16 protein-coding genes are annotated in these 20,972 nt (G+C 64.2%); 5 read left to right on the top strand and 11 right to left on the bottom strand.

What is annotated here, in order from left to right:
* Window positions 1-38: 38 nt before the first annotated feature.
* The 4 genes from ACYVNQ_RS33575 to ACYVNQ_RS33560 form a co-directional block, all read right to left on the bottom strand.
* A complete protein-coding gene (locus tag ACYVNQ_RS33575) occupies window positions 39-806 on the bottom strand; it encodes a J domain-containing protein (protein WP_460909234.1) in 768 nt (255 codons plus the stop codon).
* A gap of 299 nt (window positions 807-1,105) precedes the next feature.
* Complete coding sequence (locus ACYVNQ_RS33570) at window positions 1,106-1,711, bottom strand: hypothetical protein (RefSeq protein WP_460909232.1); 606 nt, start codon at window positions 1,709-1,711, stop codon at window positions 1,106-1,108.
* Between the two features lie 118 nt (window positions 1,712-1,829).
* Window positions 1,830-2,639: a hypothetical protein gene (locus ACYVNQ_RS33565; RefSeq protein WP_460909230.1), complete on the bottom strand. Its 810-nt coding sequence runs from the start codon at window positions 2,637-2,639 to the stop codon at window positions 1,830-1,832.
* 224 nt (window positions 2,640-2,863) lie between these two features.
* Window positions 2,864-4,633 carry a cholesterol oxidase substrate-binding domain-containing protein gene (locus ACYVNQ_RS33560; protein WP_460909228.1) on the bottom strand — a complete coding sequence of 590 codons (1,770 nt, stop codon included), beginning with the start codon at window positions 4,631-4,633 and terminating at the stop codon, window positions 2,864-2,866.
* A gap of 336 nt (window positions 4,634-4,969) precedes the next feature.
* Here ACYVNQ_RS33560 and ACYVNQ_RS33555 point away from each other — a divergent pair, with 336 nt between their 5' ends.
* Window positions 4,970-5,449 carry a nuclear transport factor 2 family protein gene (locus ACYVNQ_RS33555; protein WP_460909226.1) on the top strand — a complete coding sequence of 160 codons (480 nt, stop codon included), beginning with the start codon at window positions 4,970-4,972 and terminating at the stop codon, window positions 5,447-5,449.
* A gap of 89 nt (window positions 5,450-5,538) precedes the next feature.
* On the opposite strand, the gene ACYVNQ_RS33550 is transcribed toward ACYVNQ_RS33555, so the two are convergent.
* From ACYVNQ_RS33550 to ACYVNQ_RS33540, 3 genes are all read right to left on the bottom strand, one after another.
* On the bottom strand, window positions 5,539-6,108 hold the full coding sequence (locus ACYVNQ_RS33550; RefSeq protein WP_460909224.1) for a cytochrome b: 570 nt from the start codon (window positions 6,106-6,108) through the stop codon (window positions 5,539-5,541).
* Between the two features lie 316 nt (window positions 6,109-6,424).
* Window positions 6,425-8,158 carry a ubiquinone-dependent pyruvate dehydrogenase gene (gene poxB / locus ACYVNQ_RS33545; RefSeq protein WP_460909222.1) on the bottom strand — a complete coding sequence of 578 codons (1,734 nt, stop codon included), beginning with the start codon at window positions 8,156-8,158 and terminating at the stop codon, window positions 6,425-6,427.
* Between the two features lie 183 nt (window positions 8,159-8,341).
* On the bottom strand, window positions 8,342-10,507 hold the full coding sequence (locus ACYVNQ_RS33540; protein ID WP_460909220.1) for a sensor histidine kinase: 2,166 nt from the start codon (window positions 10,505-10,507) through the stop codon (window positions 8,342-8,344).
* Between the two features lie 106 nt (window positions 10,508-10,613).
* Here ACYVNQ_RS33540 and ACYVNQ_RS33535 point away from each other — a divergent pair, with 106 nt between their 5' ends.
* Complete coding sequence (locus ACYVNQ_RS33535) at window positions 10,614-11,672, top strand: substrate-binding domain-containing protein (protein ID WP_460909218.1); 1,059 nt, start codon at window positions 10,614-10,616, stop codon at window positions 11,670-11,672.
* A 27-nt stretch (window positions 11,673-11,699) separates the two neighbouring features.
* Here ACYVNQ_RS33535 and ACYVNQ_RS33530 read toward each other — a convergent pair whose 3' ends face one another.
* The gene (locus ACYVNQ_RS33530; protein ID WP_460909216.1) at window positions 11,700-12,638 is read right to left on the bottom strand and encodes an SMP-30/gluconolactonase/LRE family protein; all 939 of its coding nucleotides are present in this window, start codon (window positions 12,636-12,638) and stop codon (window positions 11,700-11,702) included.
* 292 nt (window positions 12,639-12,930) lie between these two features.
* Here ACYVNQ_RS33530 and ACYVNQ_RS33525 point away from each other — a divergent pair, with 292 nt between their 5' ends.
* The 3 genes from ACYVNQ_RS33525 to ACYVNQ_RS33515 all read left to right on the top strand — a co-directional run bounded on the left by ACYVNQ_RS33525 (window position 12,931) and on the right by ACYVNQ_RS33515 (window position 16,864).
* Complete coding sequence (locus ACYVNQ_RS33525) at window positions 12,931-14,226, top strand: MFS transporter (protein WP_460911199.1); 1,296 nt, start codon at window positions 12,931-12,933, stop codon at window positions 14,224-14,226.
* 101 nt (window positions 14,227-14,327) lie between these two features.
* The gene (locus ACYVNQ_RS33520; RefSeq protein ID WP_460909214.1) at window positions 14,328-15,620 is read left to right on the top strand and encodes an MFS transporter; all 1,293 of its coding nucleotides are present in this window, start codon (window positions 14,328-14,330) and stop codon (window positions 15,618-15,620) included.
* Between the two features lie 77 nt (window positions 15,621-15,697).
* Entirely contained in the window at window positions 15,698-16,864 is a 1,167-nt protein-coding gene (locus ACYVNQ_RS33515) for a mandelate racemase/muconate lactonizing enzyme family protein (protein ID WP_460909212.1), read from the top strand.
* 45 nt (window positions 16,865-16,909) lie between these two features.
* On the opposite strand, the gene ACYVNQ_RS33510 is transcribed toward ACYVNQ_RS33515, so the two are convergent.
* The 3 genes from ACYVNQ_RS33510 to ACYVNQ_RS33500 all read right to left on the bottom strand — a co-directional run bounded on the left by ACYVNQ_RS33510 (window position 16,910) and on the right by ACYVNQ_RS33500 (window position 20,715).
* Window positions 16,910-18,628, bottom strand: coding sequence for a tetratricopeptide repeat protein (locus ACYVNQ_RS33510; RefSeq protein ID WP_460909210.1), 1,719 nt, complete (start codon window positions 18,626-18,628; stop codon window positions 16,910-16,912).
* A 199-nt stretch (window positions 18,629-18,827) separates the two neighbouring features.
* The gene (locus ACYVNQ_RS33505) at window positions 18,828-19,586 is read right to left on the bottom strand and encodes a glutamine amidotransferase (protein WP_460909207.1); all 759 of its coding nucleotides are present in this window, start codon (window positions 19,584-19,586) and stop codon (window positions 18,828-18,830) included.
* A 28-nt stretch (window positions 19,587-19,614) separates the two neighbouring features.
* Window positions 19,615-20,715, bottom strand: coding sequence for a phosphotriesterase family protein (locus tag ACYVNQ_RS33500; protein WP_460909205.1), 1,101 nt, complete (start codon window positions 20,713-20,715; stop codon window positions 19,615-19,617).
* Window positions 20,716-20,972 lie beyond the last annotated feature (257 nt).

The raw sequence follows: 20,972 nt of genomic DNA, 5'->3' as shown, positions 1-20,972 counted from the left end.
TTTTGGTGCGCCCGGTGCGCCTGGTGCCTGTAGCACGCTTACGAACGCACGCCGAAGAAGCTGTGCCACAGCGTATCGAAGATGCCGCCGGTTTTCTTGCCGCGGCCGTGGGTTTCACTGCCAGCCGCGGCCGCAGTCTTGCGCGGCGACGCGGCGCTTGCCGCTGCCGCAGGGGTTGCGGCGCGCGGCGCGCTGGCGGGGCGGCGCGTTTTTCCGCGCGTCTGCTGCGTGCCCGCACCCGACTGGCGCGCCTGATTGAGCGCCCACACGCTATCCGCGATCTGCCCGGCGATGGCCGGCGCACAATCGCGGCCGAGCAGCACGCCGAAGATCACGTCGCGGTTGTGTCCCTGTTCGGCAAAGCGCATCGCGAGGGTCACACGCTCCGCGTATTTCGCCTCGGCGGCGGCCTGGGCGGCGCGTTCGCGGCGCATGCGATCGTCTTCGCGGCGCGCGCGCTCCTGGTCGCGCTGCTGTTGCTGCTGGCGCTGATATTGCTGGTGTTGGTGCTGCTGGTGTTGGTGCTGCTGATGTTGATGTTGCTGCTGGTGGGACGAGTGCCGCTGGCTCTGGTTCTGCCAGCGGTTCATCTCGGCGGCGTAGACGTCGTCGTACACACGGCGCTTGTCTGCGTCGGACAGGATTTCGTACGCATCCTTGATCTCGAGGAAGGTCACGCGCACGGCTTCTTCGTTGCCCGCGTTACGGTCCGGATGCCACTTCATTGCGGCTTTCCGGTACGCCCGTTTGATTTCAGCCTGGGTCGCGCCTTCGGATACGCCTAGTTTGCTGTAGAGGGTTGCCATGTCGCGTGGAGGACTTGCTACGGTTTTCGGGCATCGTAGCATGGACCATTCCGCGCTCGCGTGGGTAAGCATACATGTCGCGCGCAAACGCAGCGCGCGCGCAACGCAGTATGCGCGGCACGGTGCGCTCGCGCACGGTGCGGGTGCAGTGCAACCGCCATGCAACCGCCATGCAACCGTTAGCGAACGTTGCGCGGCGTGGCCAGCGTTACACGCTGGCGCGTCGCGCGTGCTCGCCCGCGGACGCGCCAGCCAGTACCACCCCTGGCATCATGCGGCTAGTGCAAGCCGGCTAGTGTTCAGGCCGCCTGTGCGCCACCCAGCAGATTTTTGAACACCGCGCCAATCGATGCGAGCGCGCCGACCGGCTGGATCGACACCATCCCTGCGCTGAAGTGGCCCGCCGCGCCCGCGGACCACGCGCCGCTGCTGCTTGCGAAATCGAGACCGTGGTTGCAGCCATGCCCGAAGCCAGACGCCGAACCGAGCCCATAGGCGCCTTCGCGTAGCGCGCCATGGCCGCCGTAGCTGTTGTAACCGCCGTAGCCGCCATAGCTGCCGTGGCCACCGGCGCGCCCGGAGCTTTCATGGGTGGTCGACTGCGTGATGCTGCCGTCCGGCCCGTAATGCGTTTGCGTGGTGGTGCGCTCGAAGCCGCCTTGCTGGCCGTGGTGACCACGCAGGTCGTACGCGCCGGACGCACGCGAGGCGCCCGATACGCCCGACGCACAATGCGCATCGAACTTCGAACCGCACGCGCGTGCGCTGCTGCTGCCGCAAACGCCGCTTGCGGCACCGCTTGCCGCGCCGCTGGCAGCGCCGCCGAACCCCCACGCCTGCATTTCCTTCGCACATGCGCCTGCGATGTCTCCGCTCAGCAGGCTCGCAATTGCCTTGATACACATAGCTGTCTTCCTTATCGGTGTGATTGCCAGATGACCCGTCTGGCCGGGTACGGGCCGGCGGCGCTGTCAGCCGCCGGTCGATTCCTGCGATGCCGCGCGGTGCACAGCCTTGTGTCGCTCACGCGTAGCGGAGCTCGACGTGCCACATGCCGCCATTCGCGGCGAGGCTCGGCGCGATCAGGTCGTGGCGAGACCACGCCTGGGCGGCGTGCAGCGCCGCGATGTCGCGGGCCAATTGCGTGGCGGCGCAGTGCGCCGTGCCGAATGCGCCCGTGCGCAGCGCCGGTGCGCAGAAATCGGCGCTGTTCCAGCCATTGCGCGCAGCCGGGTTGCCCGGTGCGATGCGAGTGGTGGTCTCCGTGCGCGTGACGCTGCCGTCCGCGCCGAAACGGGTTTGCGTCGTGCTGTTGCCGTAATACCCGCCTCGGGCGCCATCGTTGCAGCGCATGGCAGTCGTGCCGACGTCGAACCGCGCGTCGTGGCATCCGTCGCGGAAGCCGGCGCCGGCAAAGCCGAGCTCACGCCATGACGCGCTGCCGTCGAACGCGCTTCGCGTATGATTCCAGCCGCCCGCGCGCGGGTCGGCACAGGCGCCTGATGCGCCTGACGGCTTGCAGGCCGACGCCGATTGCCCGCCGCGCCATTCCTTGTCGAAGTGGTAATCGACGGAGCCTTTGCCGCCGAACGCCCGGCCGACCCCCTCCATACATTTCATGGCTCCATAGCCGAGCGAGTCCGCCACCAGATGAACCAGCGGCAAACCGAAGCCGATCTTGTTGAAGGTCTGCCCGACCGACGACAACGCCCTGGAATTGAGCGCCTTGTTGAGCGCGTTGTCCGCGTTGATGATGCTGCTGCCGAGCCCGCTCAAAAAACCACCGCTGTGGCCGCCCGGAGGGTCGTTCGAATACGATGAAGCTGAAAGCATGTTGATGTCCTCGTCGTTGCAAATACCAGAGAGCCCGTCTGGCCGGGTGAAACAGGCAGGGTCAGCGCAGTGCCGGCGGGCGCGCCGCTGGCGCTAGCGCGGGCCACCGCGTAGCGCACGGCGATAAATCCGCAGTCGACAAACCCGCACGGCGATAAACCCACAGTCGACAAACCCACAGTCGAACCGGCGGTCAGCCATCAGGCAAACCTCCTCGCGGACCGTCACGCAAACAGCCGGTCGAGCAGCGGCGACGAAAACACCCGTTGCGGGTCGTAGCGATCGAGCGTCGCGCGTGCCGCCTGCCAGTTGCATGCCGCCGGCTGCCCGTCGCTATGCAGCTGCGCGATCGTCGTGCCGATCATGGTCGGGTCCTGCCACGCGGCGGCGTCCGTATACGCCCAGCCCTTCGACCATTCGGGGCGCACTGTCGCGTACGAGCCCGCGTAGTTCGACAGCATCCATTGCTCGATTTCGCGGTAGAAGCGATGTGCGCCGGGCGTGCCGGGCATTGTCAGGATGTCGAAGTAGACCGCGATGTTCCAGTCGGGACGATCGGGCCGCGGCTTTAACGGCGAAAGCATCGGCACGACCGCACCGCTGCCGATGTCGGTGGGCTGATCGAGCCCGGTCACGCGAATTTCGACCGGCCCGTTCATCGGATACTCGCCGCGCTGCCGGTACACGTCGACGCGGTTCTGGTAGAACTGCACGAATTCGGCGATCACGCGCTGCAGGTCGGCGCGCCGCGCGAGCACGGCATAGCCGTTGGCGGTGACGCGCAGCGTCGACGGCCGGATGTACTGCAGCAGGTTGCGCGACCAGCCCCACAGGTCGGTGGACAGCGTAAGCGCGAGGCCGGCTGCGGTGATCGACATCTGCGTCTGGCCGAACAGCGGGGTCAGGTGCCGCTCGCCGCTCACCACGATGCGCCGGATCAGCTCGGAAACCGGCTGCGGAATCGAATCTGAGAACGGATAGTTGTAGGGCTTCGACACGCCGCGTGAAAACAGCGGCTTGACCGGCTGCACGGTCCACACCTTGAGCCACGGGCAGCTCGTAAACGGAAACCAGATCGCCTCCATGCGGCCCGCCTGCTGCAGAAACGATGCGACCGTGCGGCCGCGCGACGCATCCGGCGCGAACAGCTCGCTAGCCGGAATATCGACGTAGCTCTGACAGCGCAGCCGCTGGTTCGGGCCCGCCATCAGCGTGACCTCGACCACCAGCGCGCGCCCCAGATGCACGAGCAGCGCACCGATGTCGGGGTGGTTGCGCGTGAAGCTGCGCAGCACGTACTGCTGCTGGGCAGCATCGAACACCACGGCGGTCAGCGACAGCACCAGATTGCTCAGCGAACCATACGTGTGACCCGCCAGCGGGGTTTCGCGCGCGGCGGGAATCGCGGTGCCATGCGCGCCGATCGCGAGCGCGCCGCCCAGCGTGATGTCGCCGGGAGCGGGGCACGCGGTGACGCCCAGACCGTGGGTTTCCAGCGTGGCAAGCAGCGTCTCCATCGCTACGCCGGCTTGCGCGGTCACGCGCGCCGGGCGCGCCGACGCGTCGACCCATACGCCGGTCAGCGATTTCGTCATATCGAGCAGCACGACCTGCGGGCCCGCCGCATTGGCGTGCCCCACCGCATTGGCGTCGATAATCAGCGGCGACCAGTTGTGCATGTAGCCGCGCGGCCGCACGCGATAGCCATTCGCCCGTGCCCAGTTGACGATCGCGACCACCGCCGCGGGCGTAGCGGGCGCCGCGGTCCACAGGTTCGACACGGCGATTTCGCCACTCCAGTTCTGAAATGCCTGCTTATACAGTGGGATGTCGCCCGGAAAATTTGCGGGGGCCGGCCCTGTGCCTTGCGCATGCGCGGCGAGTTCGCAGAGCGGCGTCCAGCCGCCGGCCACGCCGGCCGCGGCGAGCTTTGCCAGATCGGCGATGAAGGTGCGGCGCGGTGCGGCGCATGCGGCGTGCTGATGTTGGGCCATGGTGTCGTTCAAATTGCCTCGTCTCAAATCGGTTTATGGGTAACCGACCCGTGCAATGGCTCGCGCAATGTGCTCGAACCGCGCAACAGGTTTCGCGAACACATGCTAGGTTTGCGCGGCGCGTGCGGGGTGATGACTATCCATCGCGACGCGGCCCGATATGCTTAACGAGACGGCAATGCAACAACCACAGGCCGTGGAATAGACGGCACCACCGAGGTGTTCTCCGAACGGAGACGCTTCATTCCAATGAACGGCCGGCAGGAACCCCGATCCGGCGATCCGGCGATCGGGCGCGTCCCGTTCCTGTCCCGGCGTTGCAAAGGCCGAACGAAGATGGACGATGTACAGCTGTGGACCGACAACCGCATCGACGCGATCCTGTCGCGCCGAAGGGAAGTCGAAAGCTATGAAGAGCGCTGCCAGTACGCACTCGATCTGGTGCGCATGCGTCTCGCGGAGGAGGGTTTGCCGCGCCTCGATGAAAGCCTGCGCCTGTTCGCGTTCGACGCGGTGTGGGAAGCGCCGACCCGCGACGTGATGTGTCGCGGTCTCGAAGCAATCAAGGCGAACTTCGTGCGCGTGTTTAGCAACGTCGACGATTACAGCGTGACGCCGCTCGAACAGTTCGCTACCCCCGAGCGCGTGTTCGTCGATTCGATGCTGCGCTTCAGGATCGCCGGCCCCGCGTTCGACCGCTGCCCGATGCCGGTCGGCACACGTGTGCGGATGCGTCTGTTGCGCACCTTCCAGATCGCCGACGGACTGATCTGCCGCGAGACCTGCCACGAGATCTGGGAAAGCGAGCACGCGTGACCTCGGGTCCGCATGCTGCACGGCTCGCCGCCCGGCTCGCTATACGGCTTGCATGACGCACGGCTCGCCGTCCGGCTCGCGCTCCCGGTTCAGCCTTTGCGCGAGACCCGCACCATGCGCATCAGCGTCGCATCCTTGAACACGAAGTGATGCGCGAGCGCGGCGAGCGCATGCAGGCCGATCAGCCAGAACGCTGCGTTGCCGATCAGGAAGTGCGCATCGTGCAGGAACGTGTGCACCACCGGATCGGTGGGCAGCAGCCGGAGCATATAACCGGTGCCCGCCAGGTTCACCGGATTGCCGCCGGTATTCACCATCGCGATACCGAGCAGCGGCTGCACGAAAATCAGCAGATACAGCGCGAGATGCACGAGCCGCGCGAGAAACAGCTGGATGCGGCTGTGCTCGAGATCAGGCGGTGTGCCGCGCCACAGCGTCCACAGCACGCGCAGCACCGACAGACACAACACGGTGCTGCCGGCCCAGATATGCACGGCGTTCCACATCGCGCGGCTGTCCGAACCTTTCGGGCCGCGTATTTCGATGGCAAAGAGCGCGAGCAGCACTAACAGCGCCGTAGCCCAATGAAAGAAGATCGACAGCGGCGACCAGCTGGTTGCGTGCGACTTATCGTGTGCGGTGGTTTTAGCGTTGTGCATGAGTTGATATCGGTACGTATGAAGCGTTGAGGTCTGTCGGCATTCTTAAGCGATGCCGATGGTTGAACGCACTTGCCGCGCCGATTATTCCCGCATAGGCCGCGTTTTATCGCACTGTTTTGTAATGAAATGTGTTGGTGTGTTGCAGGCTTGACGTCACGCGTGAATGGCCGCGGATGACGGCTTCCATCGCATGTTGGACGAACATGACAAACTTGAGGGAAAAGCGCTTGAGAGAAAAGCGAGCTGTGTCGATGGTAAGAAAAACGGCGTCGCCCGCGATGCAGGCAACGCCGCTTCGACATTTAAACGCGCTTTAACGCCACAGGTTGGTCTGCGCGAGGTTGATCACCTCGTCGGTCTTGCCATTGAGGATAGCCTTCAGCATATAAAGCGAAAAGCCCTTAGCCATTTCCAGATTGATCGCGGGCGGAATCGCCAGTTCCATCCGGTTGACCACCGCATCGATCAGCACCGGCCCGTCGTGTTTCAGCGCGGCCGCGATCCCCGCTTCGACTTCGGACGGCTTTTCGAGGCGAATGCCCTTGATACCGATCGCTTCGGCCATCGCCGCGAAGTTCGGGTTCTTCAGCTCGGTGCCCATCGGAATGAACGAAGTGGATTTCTGTTCGAGCTCGATAAAGCCCAGTGCACCGTTGTTGAACACGCAGACCTTCACCGGCAGCCCGAGCTGCACGAGGCTGATGAAGTCGCCCATCAGCATCGTGAAGCCGCCGTCGCCCGACATCGAGATCACCTGGCGCTGCGGAAATGCCGCTTGCGCGCCGATCGCCTGTGCCATCGCATTGGCCATCGAGCCGTGCCAGAACGAGCCGAGCAGATTGCGCTTGCCGGTCATCTCGATGTAGCGCGCGCCCCACACGGTCGGCAGCCCGACGTCGCAGGTGAAGATCGCATCGTCGTCGGCCTGGTCGCTGAGTGCCTTGGCGATCTGCTGCGGGTGAATCAGCGAACCGCGTGAGCTTTCCAATGCAAGCGCATCGAGTTCCTTGCGCGCCGCGCGGTAATGGTCCTGCGCCTTGGTCAGATGGCTGGCATCGGCTTTCGGCGTGAGCTTCGGCAGCAGCGCCGCGAGCGTCGCTTTCACATCGCCGACGATGCCCAGATCGATCGGCGTGCGCCGCCCGAGATTGCCTGGCTCGAGGTCGACCTGCGCGATCTGCGTGCCTTTCTTCGACGGATAGAACTGCATATACGGGAAGTCGGTGCCGAGCATCAGCAGCATGTCGCAATCGAGCATTGCATAGTAGCCCGACGAAAAACCGATCAGGCCGGTCATGCCGACGTCGTACGGGTTATTCGCTTCGACGTGCTCCTTGCCGCGCAGCGCATGCACGATCGGCGCCTTGGCGGCCTCGGCCAGCGCCAGCAGTTCAGGTTGCGCGCCCGCGCAACCCGAGCCGCACAGCAGCGTCACGCGCGCGTGGCGATTGATCAGATCCGCGAGTGCGTCGATATCGGCGGCGGCCGGCGTCACGGTGGCGCGCGGCGGCAGCAGGCCCGCGCGCACCGGTGCCGGTGCGGGCACGGCCTCGTGCAGCGCGACGTCGCCGGGCAGCACGATCACCGATACGCCGCGCTTGCCCACCGCTTCGCGCACGGCGATCTCGAGCGTGCGCGGCATCTGGTTCGCACTCGACACCAGCTCGCAGTAGTGGCTGCATTCGGCGAACAGCGACTGCGGATGGGTCTCCTGAAAGTAGCCGCTACCGATTTCGCGCGATGGAATATGCGCGGCGATCGCCAGCACCGGCACGCGGTTGCGATGACAGTCGAACAGCCCGTTGATCAGATGCAGGTTGCCCGGCCCGCAACTGCCCGCACACACGGCGAGGCTGCCGGTCAGATGCGCTTCGGCGCCGGCCGCGAACGCGGCCACCTCTTCGTGGCGCACGTGGATCCATTCGATTTCATCGCGCTTGCGGATCACATCGGTCAGTCCGTTCAGGCTGTCGCCGACGATGCCATACACGCGCTTTACACCGGCTGCGAGCAGGACATCGACGAATTGATCGGCTACGAGGGTCATTGCTGTTCTCCTGATGAGTGGCATTCGCACGCGGAAAAATGCAAGGGCAAGAAAGAAAGCACCGGCGAGACGTCGGGTCGCACTTATATTCCCGATGCGGGAGTGTGCCTGACGTGCCGCGCGTTTGCAGTGATGTCGCGATGTACGCGATCGCTGCTGTCTGCAGGCCACCTGCGCGATTCTTTACGCCGGCGCGGCGGGCAGCGTGAAGCAAAAACGCGCGCCGCCTAGCAGCGATTCGTTATCGACTGCGATGTGGCCGCCATGCGCGTCGATGATGGTGCGGCAAATCGCGAGGCCCATGCCCATGCCCGATTCGCTGGTCGTAAAGAAACGGTTGAAGAGCCGTTTCAGATGATCCTGTCTGATACCGCGGCCATTATCTTCGACCCGGCACGTGACCGCGCCGGGCTCAGGCACGTCGGCCACCGCATGCACCGTGATCAGGATTCGTCCCTTGCCGGCGCCGGCCGCGGTGAGCGCCTGAATCGCATTCATCGCAAGATTGACGATCACCTGCTGCAGCTGCGTGCGGTCCGCGAGAATGGCCGGCGCGGCGCGATCGGGCCGGTGCACGATTTCAACGCCTTTCACCTGGGCTTCATGGCGCAGCAGCAGCAGCGCTTCGTCGACCACGTCGTCGAGGTGCATGCGCTCGTGGCGCGGCAGGCCTTTCACGGCCATCGCGCGCGTGCGCACGATGATGTCGCTGGCGCGCCGCGCGGAGGCCAGCGTCAGCGCGGCCAGTTCGCGCACCTCATGGATATCGGGCTGCGGCCGGTCGAGCCAGTTCTGCATCGCCTGCGCGCTCGCCGATACCGCGCCGAGCGGCTGGTTGATCTCATGCGCGATCGACGCCATCAGCTCGCCGAGCAATGAAATGCGTCCGGCATGCGCCAGATCGCTTTCAAGCTGCTGTTGCTTGTCGCGTGCGCGTACGCGTTCGGTGATGTCGACCAGCGCCATCAGCGTCGAGCTGGTCGGGCTGATCGGCTGCATCCGCGACAGCGTGCATAGCACGTCGATCACGCGGCCATCGAGCGCGACCACCCGCATCTCTTCGGAAAAGCGCGCGTCGCCGCGAAAGCGGCTGACGAATGCATTGCGCAGCGTATCGGGGCTTTCGCTCCACAGCCGCCCGGCGGGTCCGACCAGTTGTGCGGCGTCGCCGGCACGAAACAGTTCGACTGCGCGCGCATTGACCTCGTCGATCACCACGGTCGACATCAGATCGCGCAATACGTCGGGGTGTTCCTTCAGGTGCGCGGCCAGATCGCAGACGCCCGCGGCATGCAGCGCGGCAAACGCATCGAACTTGCCGCGCATCTGGATCAGCGCGATCGGCATGTGATGAAACAGCAGCCGGTAACGCTGCTCGGCCTCGCGCAGCGCTTCCTCTTTCCTGATGCGCACCGCGACGTCCTGCGCAAGCGCTTCGTTAGCGGTTTTCAGCTTGCGATAGGCGGTTTGCAAGCTGCCGCACAGATCGTTGAACGACGTGACGACCTGGTCGAGTTCATCGGGTTCGGCGGGCGCCCGGCGGGTGAGCAGCAGCGGCGTGACAGGCCGATGAAAGTCGTAGCTGCGCATGAACTGCGCAACCGTTTTCAGATGCCGTGTGACCAGCCAGTGAAAAAAGAAAATGATGAACAGCGAAACCAGAAAGGTCTTCGCACCCTGGCTGATCAGAATGACGAGCGCCTCGCCGAACAGCCGCCGATACGCATCGCTCAAGGTCGCTTCGACATACAGCGTGCCGATCTGGCGTTGCTTGCCCTCGACCTCGCGGTTGATCGGCAGTTCGCGCGTGAGCACCGGGCCGCCGTGCCGCTCGCCGACCGAAATCACCAGCGGGTGCGTGGTGCCCACTTCGCGCACGGTGACCGCGCGCACGTCCGGCAATTTCAGAATGCCCTCGAGTTCGATGCGCAGATGCTCGCGGTCCAGATGCCACAGGCTTTCGCCGATGATGCCGGGGTAGCCTTCGCCGATATCGTTCAGACGCCGTTCGATCAGCTCGACGCTGTAGCGGAAGTCGAGGTAAAGCTGCACGGCGGTGAGGATCAGCGTGATCGCGGAGCTGAACAGCAGGACGCCAATCAGCAGACGTATGCCGATACTGCGGCGGATGCCCTCGACCGCCTGCCAGGCTTCGGCGTTGCCGGCGGCCGGTATCCGTGCGCGCAGCGCGCTGCTTGCGCGATCCGCATCGGTCGCGCCGGAGACCTCGGGATGGCCGTACGCGGCATCAGGCTCTGGCGCGTCAGGCCGGATGGTTTTGCCTCGCCGCAGCAAGTCGGACCCTCCGCTCGAACCCAGCTTCCTAGTATAGTAAGCAAGGCTGAGCATAACAGTGTTCGAGCTTCGGTCGGAATTGGCGTTGGGCTGCATGTGCGTGACGGTATGCAAGGCCGGCATGCGGTGCCGGCCACAGCCATACGCAACAGGTGACGCGATGGGCAGCATGCATGCCGTGCAAGCTTGGTGGCGAGATGGGCTGCGGCGGTGGCTGCAGGCCCGACCGCGAAGTCGGCGCGGCACGCTGCTATGCGCGGTGTGCGCGGCGGGGCTGCTGGGCGCGGGCGGCATGGTGCCCGCGGTGCCGGTGGTGTCGATCGCGCATGCAGCCGACTACGGCGCGGTGCTCGCGGGCGCGCAAAGCGAATTCTGGCGCGCGATGGAAGCGGGCATCGAGCAGGCCGCCGGCGATCGCCGCGTGCAGGTCACCGTACGCAGCCCGATGGACGACGACCCGCGCACCACGTCGGATAATCTGCAACTCAAGCTGGTGCAGCGCATGATCGACGCGGGCGTGAAGTCGATCATCCTCGCGCCGATTCCGGTTACCGGTATCGCGACGCCGGTCGAATTGCCCGTGCCGGTCGTGTTCGTCGATCGGCCGAGCAAGGACTACCGCGGCCTATCCACCATTTCCACCGACAATTACGAAGCAGGGCGCAGCGCGGCGCGCACGCTGCAAGGCGTGTTGTCGCGCGGTGCGAAGATCGCCGTGCTCAGGCTCGCACCGGACGTGGTGTCGACCAGCGCACGCGAGAAGGGCTTTGTCGACGCGGCGAAGCAGCTCGGCTTCGAGGTGGTGGTCGACGCGTATATCGGCCACGGCATTCACGAGCCCGAACTCGCCGCCGTCGATGCGATCAAGGCATACCACGAGCGTGCGCCGGCCAATCCGCTCGACGCGATCTTCACGCCGACCGACTTCACCACGCTCGCCGCGTTGCGCGCGGTCGACACACTCGGTATGACGCCGCGCCCGAAGCTGGTCGGCTTCGATTACCGGCCGGCATTCAAGCAGTATCTGCAAAGCGGCTTTCTGCACGCGGTGGTCGCGCAGGACGCGTATCAGATGGGCTATACCGCGATGCAGACGCTGCTGAAGGCCGAGGCGGGCGAGCGGGTGCCGCCGTCGATCAGCATCGAGGTGCTGGTGCTGACGGCGGCCAATGTCGGCGATCCTTCGATTGAAAAGAAGTTGCGGCAGTATCAACGTTGAGCCTGCATTGCAGGCACGCGTGTGCCGTCAGCCGCCCACTGCGCCTTGCGTGTTGACGAACACCGAATAGATCGACTGCGACGAGGCCATAAAGAGCCGGTTGCGCGCGCGCCCGCCGAAGCACAGGTTGGCGCAGCGCTCCGGCAGCGCAATGCGGCCGATGATCTTGCCGGCCGGCGAGATCACCATCACGCCATCCATCTCGTCGCTGCCCATGCCCCAGCCGCACCACAGGTTGCCGTCGACATCGGCGCGCATGCCGTCGATGGTGCCGGCGCCGGCATCGAAGAACACCCGGCCCGCGCCGATACGGCGGCCATCGGCCGACATCTCGTACACGTGGATCAGCCGGTTCGGCACGCCGCGCGATTCGATGATGTACAGCAGTTTCTCGTCCGGCGAAAAACACAAACCATTCGGTCCTTTCAGATCGCGCGTGACGACCTCGGCTTCACCGCTCGCGCCGTCGATGCGGTACACCGAATGCGGCAACTCCTGCTCGGCCTTGTTGCCTTCATAGAAGCCCGCGATCCCCATCGGCGGATCGGTGAACCAGATCGAGCCATCCGATTTGACCACCAGGTCGTTCGGCGAATTGAGCCGTTTGCCTTCGAACCGGTCGAGCAGCACGGTCACGCTGCCGTCATATTCGGTGCGCGTCACGCGCCGGCCGTGCTCGCAGGTCACGAGCCGCCCCTGGCGGTCGCGCGTGTTGCCGTTCGCGAAGTTCGACGGCTTGCGAAACACGCTGACCGCACCGGTCTCTTCATCCCAGCGCAGCATCTGGTTGTTCGGAATGTCGCTCCACAGCAGATAGCGGCCGTCGCCGAACCAGACCGGCCCCTCCGTCCAGCGATAACCGGTCGCAAGCCGCTCGACCGCGGAAAACGCGACGCGGTACCGGTCGAACGACGGATCGAGCGAGATCACGCGCGGGTCGGGGTAGCGCTCAGCCTGTTGCCACATGGGTTCGTCTCCTGAAAGGGCGCCGCGACGGTGCGGCAAGTGCGCCAGTATAGTCAGCGCATCGTTATTTGAGTAAGCGCTTTCTCTTGAAATCGTCACCGATTTCTTCTACAGTGGCCGAAATATTCAGATCGACTGCTGCTCGAAGCGGCGTCGTATCGGACGTTGAGCAAGCGATTACTTGCCGTACCCGCAGCCCGTTGAGTGGCCCGTCAAAGAGGCTCGCCATCGGGGCAGCAGGCAGTCCCATTGCAGGACCACCGTAAAAACGGAGACGACCTTGAGCAACGGCATGGCGGTAGCGGCGCACGGCAGCGACGCGTCGAGTGATTCGATTTACGCGCGGGTGACATGGCGCTTCATGCCGTTACTGTTCATCTGTTACGTGGTTGCCTATCTGGACCGCGTAAACGTCGGTTTCGCGAAGCTGCAGATGCTCAACGATCTGCACTTCAGCGAGGCGATGTATGGCTTCGGCGCGGGGATCTTCTTCGTCGGCTATTTCTTCTTCGAGGTGCCGAGCAACCTGCTGTTGCATCGGCTGGGCGCGCGCCGCTGGATCGCACGCATCATGGTGACGTGGGCGGTGATCTCGGCGCTGACCGCATGGGTCACGTCGCCCACCATGTTTTACGTCTTGCGCTTCGTGCTCGGCATTGCCGAAGCGGGCTTCTTCCCGGGGCTCGTGCTGTACCTGACCTACTGGTTCCCGGCACGCCGGCGCGGCAAGATGGTCGCGTTCCTGATGGCGGGCAATCCGGTGTCGGGCATTGTCGGCGGCCCGGTGTCGGGGCTGATCCTGCAGCGCATGGCGGGCTATCACGGCATCGCCGGCTGGCAGTGGCTGTTCGTTATCGAGGCGCTGCCCGCGCTGGTGCTCGGCGTGGTCATTTATTTCTTTCTGGACGATCGTGTCAAGGATGCACGCTGGCTGCCGGAACACGAGCGCGCCCACATCCAGAGCGAAATCGACGCGGAAGCGCGCGGCAAGAGCCATTCGTCGCTTGGCCAGACGTTTTCTTCGCTGAAGGTGTGGCTGTGCTGCCTGATCCTGTTCGGCACCGTGATGGGCTCGTATGCGGTGGGCTTCTGGCAGCCGACCATCATCAAGAGCTCCGGCATCTCGGACCCGCTGACGATCGGCCTGTTGACCATCGTGCCGTATCTGTGCGCGCTGATCTCGATGATCCTGGTCGGACGGCACGCCGATAAAACGCGCGAGCGGCGCTGGCACGTGGTGATTCCGCAGCTGATCGCCGCCTGTGGCTTCGTGCTGTGCGCGTTTGCCGGCAGCAACCCGTGGATTGCGCTGACCGGCCTGACGCTTGCCGCGAGCGGCGTGGTGACCGCGCTGCCGATGTTCTGGGCGCTGCCCACGTCGTTTCTCGGCGGCACGGGCGCGGCGGCCGGTATCGCGCTGATCAATTCGACCGGCAATCTGGCCGGCTTCGTCAGCCCGGCGGTGGTCGGCTGGCTCAAGACGCTGACCCATTCGCTGGATTCGAGCCTGTATCTGATCGCGGCTTCGCTGTGTATTTCGGCGTTGCTGATCCTTACGCAAATGCCGGCGAAGCTGGTCAACCAATAGCAATCGGGTAACGCAAACGCGCGCCGCGCACCGCGTTCGACACGCGCGTCAGCACACAGGCACGTCAGCCCGTCGGCCCGTCAGCCCGAATCAGGAGACATATGAAAACCGGTAAATATCGCTATGTGGTCGCATGCCTGCTGTTTGCCGCCGGCGCGATCAACTATATGGACCGCGCGGCGCTCGGCATCGTCGCGCCGATCGTCGGCAAGACCCTCGATCTGTCGCCGTCGCAGCTCGGCATCATCTTTAGCGTGTTCTTTATCGGCTATTCGATCTTCTCGTTTCTCGGCGGCTATTTTGCCGACAAGTGGGGCACGCTGCGCGTGTTCACGTGGGCGATGGGCATCTGGTCGCTGTTTTGCGGGCTGACCGCGGCGGCCACGGGTTTCGTTTCGCTGCTGCTGTGCCGGGTCTTTTTCGGCATCGGCGAAGGGCCGATGAGTTCGAACACCAACCGCACCATCTCGAACTGGTTTCCGCGCCACGAAACCGCGACGATGATCGGCTTCACGTTCTCCGGGCAAACGCTCGGCAATGCGATTGCCGGGCCGGTGGTCGGGTTGATCGCGCTGGGCTTCGGCTGGCGTGCGTCGTTCATCGTGATTGCGGCGCTCGGTTTCCTGTGGCTCGTGGTGTGGCGCCTCTTCGTGACCGACAAGCCGGCGCAGAATCGCCGCGTCGACCGGAGCGAAACGCAGATGATCGACGAAAGCCGTGCCGCGGCCGAAGTGGCGAACGTCGAAGACGACGGCATGACGCTCGGCGCGTATCTGCGCCGGCCGAGCACGCTCGCGCTCGGCGCGGGGCTGTTCGCGGTCAACTACACGCAGTACGTGTTTATCTCCTGGCTGCCGAGTTATCTGACCAACGTGATGCATCTGGACCTGAAGCAGATGAGCATCATCACGTCGATTCCGTGGATCTGCGGCGCAATCGGTTATTTCGGCGGTGGCCTCGTGGGCGACTTCATCTACAAACGGATGGACGATCCGGTGAAGGCGCGCAAGCTGGTCGCGACGATTCCACTCGCGTTGTCGGGCGTCGCGGTGCTGAGCATCACGTCGGCAACTTCATTGGTGTCGGCGGTCGCGCTGATCGCCGCGGCGCTGCTGTTTCTCACCGGTTCGTGCCAGTCGATCTGGGCCGTGCAGCACGAGATCCTGCCGCTGCACCGGCAAGGCGGCGTGGGCGGCTTCATTCATTTTCTGAGCAACCTGTCGGGCATTATCGGGCCGGCCTTGACCGGCTTTCTGATCCAGTACTTCGGCGGCTATCACAGCGCGTTTCTGTTCGGCGCGCTGATCGATTTCGCCGGCGTGGCGGCGATGGTGTTGTTCGTGCACAGCCGTCGTCCGGTTACGTCGCGCGTGGCGGCGGCTTCGTCCAACTAGGCCTCGTGCTAAGCGTGACATCGAGCTGCGCACCGCAGACGCTATACGTATCTTCCTCACTCGTGAAATGAGACGTCATGAATCAGGCTAAAGCTGAACATCTGCAGGCATCGTGGCAAGCGGCCGCGCGCATCGTCGCCGTCGAGGCGCGCACGGTGCGCGTGCCGCTCGACCGCGTCACTTCGTTTGCGACGCGCGCGGTGAGCGCGCGCGATTACACGCTGGTGCGCGTGCGTACCGCCGACGGACATCAGGGCGTCGGCTTCTGTTATGGCGGCCACCGCGCCGGTTCGCTGGTCACACACGCGGTACGCGAACTGTTCGCGCCGGTGCTGATGGAGCGCAGTGCGATCGACGTCGAAGGGCTATGGCTCGACCTGTATCGCGAATCGCTGCTGCAAGGCCGTGCGGGCAGCGTGATGCGCGCGCTGTCGATTCTCGACGTGGCGCTGTGGGATCGCAATGCGCGTGCCGCCGGGCTGCCGCTGAGCCGCTATCTGGGCGGCATGTCGGTCGAGCAGGTGCCGGCCTATGCGAGCGGCGGCTATTACGTCGAAGGCAAGAGCGCGCAACATCTGGGCGACGAAATGGCGAGCTACGTCGAGATGGGCTTTCGCGCGGTGAAAATGAAGGTCGGCCGGCTCGACCCGCGTGGCGAAGAAGAGCGCATTGCAGCGGCGCGCGCGGCGATCGGCCCGGACGTGCTGCTGATGCTCGATGCGAACAATGCATGGTCCGACGTGCCGACCGCGCTCGAATATATGCGGCGCTATGAGAAATACGATCCGTACTGGATCGAAGAGCCGTTCAGCCCGGACGATATCGAAAGCCACGCGCAACTGGCGCGGCGCACGCCGGTGACGGTTGCGACCGGCGAGATCGAGGCGGGGCGCTGGCGGCATCAGGAACTGCTCGACAAGCGCGCGGCGATGATCCTGCAATCGGACGCGGCAGTGTGCGGCGGCATCAGCGAATGGCGGCGCATCGCGGCCTCTGCCGCGGCGGTGGGCGCGACCATGTGTCCGCACTGGTTCCACGATCTGCACGTGCACCTGGTCGCATCGACGGCCAACGCGCGTTATGTGGAGTTTTTCCCGGACGACCAGGTGCTGAACTTCCGCAGGCTGGTGGACCGGCAACTCGAATTCGCGGATGGCATGCTGAAAGTGCCGACCGGGCCGGGGCTGGGATTCGGCTTCGACGATGCGGCACTCGAGAAGTATGCGGTGGACGCGTGGAGCTGAAGTGAGTCGGCACGCCGCGCGTGCGCGGCGTGCATGAGCGCCGTGCTAGGAAGCGCTGACGGTTTCGCGACAGGCGTCGCACACCCGCGCGATGGTGGCGTGCCAGTCGCCATCGTGCGAAGCGCGGCGGAACAGTCTTAGCGCGCCCGGATACCACGGCGAGTCGGTGCGCTCGCTCATCCAGCGCCAGTCGGGATCGTGTGCGGGCAACAGCACCCAGCACGGGACGCCGAGCGATGCAGCCAGATGCACGGTCGACGTATCCACGCTGATCACAAGATCGAGTTGCGCGACGATCGCGGCGGTGTCCGCCAGATCCGTCACCGCCGAACCCAGGTGCAGAAGCGGTTGTTCAGCGGGAGGAGGGTGTGCCTCGCTTTCGCCGTCGCCTTTCTGCAGGCTGACGAAGCTCAGACCCGGCACCTGCCACAGCGGCGCGAGGCAAGCGAGCGACGGTAGCGAGCGATGCGCGTCGTTGTGATGCCGGGAGTTGCCGCGCCAGACCAGTCCCACCTTGCGTCCTTGGGGCAGCGCGGCGAGCTGCGCGCCCCATCGTTCAAGCAGCGCAGAATCGGGACGCAGGCGCAGCGGTGGCGCAATGGTGTCGAGCGTGGTGTCCATCAAGGCCGGCGCGCTCATCGGGCTTAGCCAGTAATCGTAGCCGGACGCATGCGGGAACGCCGCCTCGTGGCTTAGCACTTCGTCGACACCGTCCACTGCGTCAAACAGACGTTGCAATGGCGTCTGGCAAGCGAACGCGAGATGCGCGACACCGCGGGCCTTGAGCAAGGGCAGATAACGGCCGAACTGGATCATGTCGCCCAATCCATCCTCTTGCCATACCAGCAGCCTTTTGCCGGCTAGCGGCTCGCCGCGCCAACGCGGGCAGCCAAGCAGCGACGCGCTTTGATGATAGATCGTACCCGGCTGCTCGAAGCGGCTTTCGTAAAGCGGCCACGCTTGCGCATAGCGTCCCGTCTGCAGCAGCACGACTGCGAGCGAGAACGCAGCCATCGGATAGTCGGGTTGCAGCGCGAGCGTGTCGCGATAGGCGGCTTCTGCCTGTGTCAGGCGGCCTTGCATCTTTAGCAGATGGCCGAGGTTGTAGTGAACTGCCGCTATGTCCGGGCGTAGCGCAAGCGCGGCTCTATAGGCTGTTTCTGCATCGGCAAGACGGCCCTGCTGTTGCAGCACGTTGCCGAGATTGACGTGGATTTCGATGCTGTCGGGAAGCCGCAGCAACGCGTTGCGATAAGCTTGCTCGGCCTCGCCAAGGCGCCCTTGTGCATGCAGCGCGCGGCCAAGATTGTGAAGCGCTTCGGGGAAATCGGGCCGAACGCGCAGCGCCTCGCGCCAGAGCGCTTCCGCCTCGGCGATGCGCTGCAAGTCGAACAATACCGCGCCGAGGTTGCTGAGCGCCTCCGCGCTCGCTGGGCGCATAGCAAGCAGACGCCGGTAGACCGCTTCTGCCTCCTGTAGACGTCCTTGCCCCTTGAGCAGTTTTCCCAGGTGGTTGTAAGCGTCGGAAGCCTCGGGCCACGCGTCGATGGCGCGCCGCCACCATGCTTCAGCCGCGGCCGTTTGACCAAGGCTAAGCGCGCACAGCGCGGCGAGATCGAAAGTTTGCGAGTCGAGTGGCGCGCCGCTAGCCGACTGCGCTTCGATGAGACTTAGCGCTTCGGCAAAGCGGCCGGCAGCGCACAGTGCAAGCAGGCTTTGCGGCGAGTGCGCGCCGGTTGGTTCGTGTATCGATTGATCAGGCACGGTGATGGTCTAAAGGGCTCGATTTAAGTGCGCGGAGTGCCATTTTGCAATCTCGGGATTTTGCCCATTCACTTCGTCATACATGGCATCAGGCGCGATGTCGACGCCGTTCGGCCAGACCACCACGCCGTCGCGAATCGTTGCCAACGCGAAATAGGACTGGAATCGTCCAATGCCGAGGCCGATTGTAAAAGCCCTGTCAGCCTTCCGCCTGAGTCAGCCACGCAAGGCAATTGCGCCACAGCTGTCCATAGCCGTCCCAGGCCGAAAACTCCGGCGGCAGCCAATGCACCGACATATCGCTAGTCCACGCCAGCGTGCGTCCCGCACCGAAGCGTCCCGCGGCGAGCAGCGGATGGCCGGTGTCGGGCACTGTGGCGATCAGTTGCGCGTGCGGCTTCAATTCGACTTCGTTATAACCGAGCAGATGTGGCCAATCCGCACCGAGACCTTCGACCACCGGATGCGCCGCGACGATCTGCGGCGTGAAGCCCTCCGGCACTTCGACACGATCGTCGTACGGCAGGCATCGCACGGGCAACACGTCCTCCACCGGCGTGTTGCGAAAGCGCGCGCTGCCATTGATACCCTGAAAGCTCAGATACCCGCCAATCATCATCAGCGCGCCGCCGCCGCTGACATAATCGCGCAGCAGCTTGAGCCGGTTCGGCGTGCGCACGCTGTTGATCCATGTATCAGGGTGCAGCAGCAAGGTATTTGCGCCGATGTCGGACAGGATGATCGCGTCCCACGCCTTTAACGCTTCCAGCGTCGCCGGGAAGTGCGTTTGCGCTTCATGGCTGGGCATATGCGTGATCGCGTAGTCGCCGTGCTCGAACACCTTCAGAAACGCATCCGCGCCGCTATGATGCGTGATCGACGCAAACTGGTCGAAGCCTTTGGCATGCGTTGCAGTGGACGTCCACGATTCGCCTGCGAGCAGCACTTTCTTTTTCATGCGATTTCCTTCGTGGAGAGGTGGGTCATTAGCGGGCGTTCGCGCGGCTAGAAAACACCCGTGCCGGGTTCGCGATCAGCATCGTTTCGATTTGCGCGTCGGTCACGCCATGCCGTTTGAGGCGTGGCACGAAGTGCTCGAGAATGTAGCCGTAACCGAAACCGCCGTAGCAGGTGAGCATCATCTTCAGAAACACGTCCTGCGAAAGCAGCACACGGTCTACATAGCCCGCATCGATCAGCGCGCGGATCGCACGCGCGTTTTCCTCATCCGATGGCGACTGGGCCTGTTCGTCCGCGTAGTAGTAGTCCATGCCGATCATGTCGTATTCGAGCCACGCGCCGCGCTGCGCGAGCGAGTGCTGATAGGCGACATCGGACAGGCTCGGATTCATATGGCACAGCACCGTGTGATGCAGATTCGCGCCTTCCGCTTCAACGATGTCGAGTACCCGGTGGCCATGCCGTACCCAGCCCGGCAAATGCACTGATAGCGGCACGCGCGTCGCGGCGCTCGCGCGCGCGGCCGCGCGCAGCGACTTCTGTTCTTCGGCGGTAAACGCGGCCGATACGCCGATCTCGCCGATCAGTCCCGCAGCAACCTCGGGCTTGCGTTCGAGTGCACCGACTTCGAACATCAACTGTTCGGCGAGTTCGTCGACTGAACGTTCGCGCACATAGGCCGGATGCGAAGGCTCGAGGTAAAAGCCCGTCGACATCACGACACGCAGGCCGGTGCGGCGCGAGACCTCCTGCAATGCGACCGGATTGCGGCCGATACCGATATTGGTCGGATCCACCACCGTCGCACCGCCCAGTTCGCGAAATTTCGTCAGCTCTTGAACGGCCAGATCGACGTCGACGAGCCGGCAGTTATCGCGGTTCATCAGCGGATTCATCCGCAGCGCGCCGAGGATGCCGATGTGAACTTTCTCGTCGCCGATATGACGCCCTGCACAACACGCGGGCGGCACCCACTTGTTCGACGCGTCGATCAGGATGTGTTCGTGCATCAACGTGATGCCCATCTCGCCGACCGGCACGGGCCCCAGCACGGTCATCACGTATCCGCTGTCGACGCCGATGGTCGCTTGACCGGGTGGTTGCAGCGCGGCATGAAACGATGTCATCGCTTGCCTCGTCGGGGTAAATGCGCATTCTCAAGTAAAGCGCTTTACGAGAACTTACGCCGAGTTGTCGAATACCGTCAACCCGTCAAAAACGCTTAGGCAAGCTAATGCAGCGGATGCACTAAACGCGAGCACACCATTTTGGTGCCTTTTTTAAGGCACTTTTAGATAAAACTCTGGGCATCTCACGCCGCACGTCGCCTTAAAAATCTTTTTACGATCTGCTTGACAACGAAGATATGGCTGCATTCAATCCG

The sequence above is a fragment of the Paraburkholderia jirisanensis genome (assembly GCF_054782355.1).
The sequence above is the reverse complement of the archived record's forward strand: the minus strand, read 5'-3'. Positions and strand labels throughout refer to the sequence as shown.

What these genes read in the sequence shown, in the direction of transcription:
- poxB (WP_460909222.1), bottom strand. Translation starts at nt 8,158, where the DNA reads ATGACCCTCGTAGCCGATCAATTCGTCGATGTCCTGCTCGCAGCCGGT.
- ACYVNQ_RS33575 (WP_460909234.1), bottom strand. Translation starts at nt 806, where the DNA reads ATGGCAACCCTCTACAGCAAACTAGGCGTATCCGAAGGCGCGACCCAG.
- ACYVNQ_RS33555 (WP_460909226.1), top strand. Translation starts at nt 4,970, where the DNA reads ATGGACGATGTACAGCTGTGGACCGACAACCGCATCGACGCGATCCTG.
- ACYVNQ_RS33525 (WP_460911199.1), top strand. Translation starts at nt 12,931, where the DNA reads ATGGCGGTAGCGGCGCACGGCAGCGACGCGTCGAGTGATTCGATTTAC.
- ACYVNQ_RS33520 (WP_460909214.1), top strand. Translation starts at nt 14,328, where the DNA reads ATGAAAACCGGTAAATATCGCTATGTGGTCGCATGCCTGCTGTTTGCC.
- ACYVNQ_RS33530 (WP_460909216.1), bottom strand. Translation starts at nt 12,638, where the DNA reads ATGTGGCAACAGGCTGAGCGCTACCCCGACCCGCGCGTGATCTCGCTC.
- ACYVNQ_RS33570 (WP_460909232.1), bottom strand. Translation starts at nt 1,711, where the DNA reads ATGTGTATCAAGGCAATTGCGAGCCTGCTGAGCGGAGACATCGCAGGC.
- ACYVNQ_RS33565 (WP_460909230.1), bottom strand. Translation starts at nt 2,639, where the DNA reads ATGCTTTCAGCTTCATCGTATTCGAACGACCCTCCGGGCGGCCACAGC.
- ACYVNQ_RS33550 (WP_460909224.1), bottom strand. Translation starts at nt 6,108, where the DNA reads ATGCACAACGCTAAAACCACCGCACACGATAAGTCGCACGCAACCAGC.
- ACYVNQ_RS33505 (WP_460909207.1), bottom strand. Translation starts at nt 19,586, where the DNA reads ATGAAAAAGAAAGTGCTGCTCGCAGGCGAATCGTGGACGTCCACTGCA.
- ACYVNQ_RS33540 (WP_460909220.1), bottom strand. Translation starts at nt 10,507, where the DNA reads ATGCTCAGCCTTGCTTACTATACTAGGAAGCTGGGTTCGAGCGGAGGG.
- ACYVNQ_RS33560 (WP_460909228.1), bottom strand. Translation starts at nt 4,633, where the DNA reads ATGGCCCAACATCAGCACGCCGCATGCGCCGCACCGCGCCGCACCTTC.
- ACYVNQ_RS33535 (WP_460909218.1), top strand. Translation starts at nt 10,614, where the DNA reads ATGGGCAGCATGCATGCCGTGCAAGCTTGGTGGCGAGATGGGCTGCGG.
- ACYVNQ_RS33500 (WP_460909205.1), bottom strand. Translation starts at nt 20,715, where the DNA reads ATGACATCGTTTCATGCCGCGCTGCAACCACCCGGTCAAGCGACCATC.
- ACYVNQ_RS33515 (WP_460909212.1), top strand. Translation starts at nt 15,698, where the DNA reads ATGAATCAGGCTAAAGCTGAACATCTGCAGGCATCGTGGCAAGCGGCC.